The organism is Flavobacterium micromati, from assembly GCF_900129585.1.
Classification (GTDB): domain Bacteria; phylum Bacteroidota; class Bacteroidia; order Flavobacteriales; family Flavobacteriaceae; genus Flavobacterium; species Flavobacterium micromati.
On the sequence record NZ_FQWF01000031.1, the window covers coordinates 1 to 1,500 of the forward strand.

The 1,500-nt window shown below is 37.9% G+C and carries 2 protein-coding genes; one reads left to right on the forward strand and one right to left on the reverse strand.

From position 1 onward, the window contains the following. The first annotated feature begins 260 nt into the window (after window positions 1-260). A complete protein-coding gene (locus BUB42_RS16000; RefSeq protein ID WP_073022170.1) occupies window positions 261-782 on the forward strand; it encodes a DUF695 domain-containing protein in 522 nt (173 codons plus the stop codon). Window positions 783-976: 194 nt separating this feature from the next. Here the strand turns inward: BUB42_RS16000 and BUB42_RS16010 are convergent. Continuing rightward, on the reverse strand, window positions 977-1,500 hold a 524-nt coding region (locus tag BUB42_RS16010), incomplete at its 5' end, for a transposase (RefSeq protein WP_244533959.1).

Here is a 1,500-nt window from a genome sequence, read left to right on the forward strand (position 1 = left end):
AGTTGGTACAACTACTTCATCTTCTTTTTTTTATCATTTTAATTTGTTTTATATATATTTACAAAGTACTAACATTTTCAGGCAAAACACTACCGGAGGTTTAGTTCAACAGCCGTTTTGAGTTAGCTGGAGCTTAGTGGAATTATCGTTTCGCATCAAGTTTCCGTTAAGCCGAAAATTGAGCGGTTACGAACTTCCAGCCATCTCAAAGCAGCAAAACGTTACCTGCAAGCGTAGCGGACGACACAACAACGAGAAAGATGAAACTAAAAACTTTAATAATATTGACAATGGGATTTTTAACAACACTATTTGGTTGCGCACAAAACAACAGAAACCAAACAGAAAGTAGTGACACATTTCCAAAAGAAAGCTTTTCAGTAGTAGAAGCAAAAATTGGAGACAAACCAGTGATAGGCTCATTTAATATGGCTTATAAGACTTACGACAAGAAAGCAAAATATCCTTGGTGTTTAAAAATTGCAATTGGGCTTGACCTTGACAACTTATTTGAGAGCGGACTTCCAAAAAATGAAGAAAGTGCAATTGCAAATAAACTTGAAGACGACCTACTTGCTGAAATTCAAAAAATAACAACAGCACATTACATTGGTCACTTATTCAACGACACTTTTTTAGATGTTTACATTTATCTTGACGACCCAGAAAAAGTCCATAACTATTTACAGACACAGACGAACAAAGAAGGACTAATTCGTGGGTTTGGTTATGAAATAAACGAAGACCCAAAATGGACAACAGTTGAAGGATTTTTGAAATGAAAATCGAAAGACGAATATTAACGAAGGACAGAACGCCAGCAGGTAACAGCACCTACCCAAAAGGCGGGGTTTAGTGCTTCGCAGACACATTTGTGCAAGCCGAAAGTTCAGTTCTCCGAATGAAGTTTTGTGGTAAAAGTCCCGCCCTTCGGGTAGCTGCAAACCGTCAGGCTGTGAATTTACCCCACTTTTGCTCAAATTAATTCAATAACGCCTTTTCTATTCGCACAAAACTCGCTTGTAAGCGAGTCGGTTTTTAGAGATAGAAATAATTGTCTGATAATTTTGAACTCGCAGTAGAGCTTAAAAAAGGTCGCTATGATCAAGGCATACCCTTTTGTTGGGTATTTTGCATTCCATTTCTGGATTTTATCAATTAAATCGGGAATTCCCAGAATATTCATCGTGCGTTTGATGTTGTACACTAACATTATCAAACTGTGTTCGCCATTTACTTTTTCGAGTCCTGTTAAATTGGTGTGATTGTAGCCCCATTGACGTTTAATAGTGCCAAAGATGTGTTCATTAATTTCCTGTCGTGTGCGGTATAACTGTGGGTTTTCTTGATAGCGTTTGTTGTTTTCTTCAACAGCATCAGCATATTGGCTGCGATCAATCTCCCTTCCCCCTGTTCTACTAGTGCAAAGGTCTTTCATTGGACATTCTTTGCAGTCTGGTGTACGGTATTTCTTGAATTTATAACCACTACTTTCTGACC